The 803-nt window shown below is 39.5% G+C and carries 1 protein-coding gene; it reads right to left on the bottom strand.

The genetic code is table 11. The annotated features are described in order from the left end of the window. Positions 1 to 329: 329 nt before the first annotated feature. On the bottom strand, positions 330 to 803 hold a 474-nt coding region (locus tag A3761_RS03095; protein WP_231881136.1), incomplete at its 5' end, for a hypothetical protein.

The raw sequence follows: 803 nt of genomic DNA, 5'->3' as shown, positions 1-803 counted from the left end.
AACGGCAAAATTTGCTGCCTGACTTGTGAAACTTAAACCAACTAATAACGCACTCGAAATAAGTGCAGAAAACTTCAAGTTTGTTTTCATAAAATCTATATACCTTTTGTTTATAGATAGCGCATATAAAAAAACGCGTTTTAATTCTATCGATTAATATTAGCTAACGGACGTCAAATTGCATGCCGGCATTCAGGAAAATAATTCACTATTTCTTTAACCTATTCGCACTAATTAAATAACCCTAGAAACCCAACATTAACGCCATTAAAAGCGTTCGTATTCTTAAAAGCTTTTGAAGGCTTGTGAACATACTTCGACGATAAGAATTAGTGCCTATCACCTGAGTCATTATGATAGACAGACTGCACAGTCCCATTTTCTTGAGACAACCCTATCGAGCCACTTTCGAGAGTGGCCCAAACAGCTTTTTTCTCTTCATTTAAATGCAGACGCTGAATATCAATCTTCTGATCCGATAGACGTCGATGCCAGTCAGTTTTATTCTCATACGGCTTTACTAAGCTAACTTCGCCGTCTGAATCAGATAGCGCTATTACGCTAAAGTCATCGTTATAGGAAGGAAACCCTAGATAAGTTCCGCGATGATGCTTAGTCATCAAATTCCAAGCCTTTCCCTTAACAAAATCCCAAACTGTCACACACGGATTAAGGTACCCATGTCGGCAATGCGTGACATAAAGCAACTTTTCGCCATCAGCACTAAAAGCTCGCGGCATGTGATAACCACCAGTATCGCGCCGCTGTTTAATCAACTCGTTAGTGTCTGTTGATCGAATCTG

Source organism: Oleiphilus sp. HI0123 (assembly GCF_001635315.1).
Note: the sequence above shows the minus strand (reverse complement) of the source record. Positions and strands in the feature narration are given on the sequence as shown.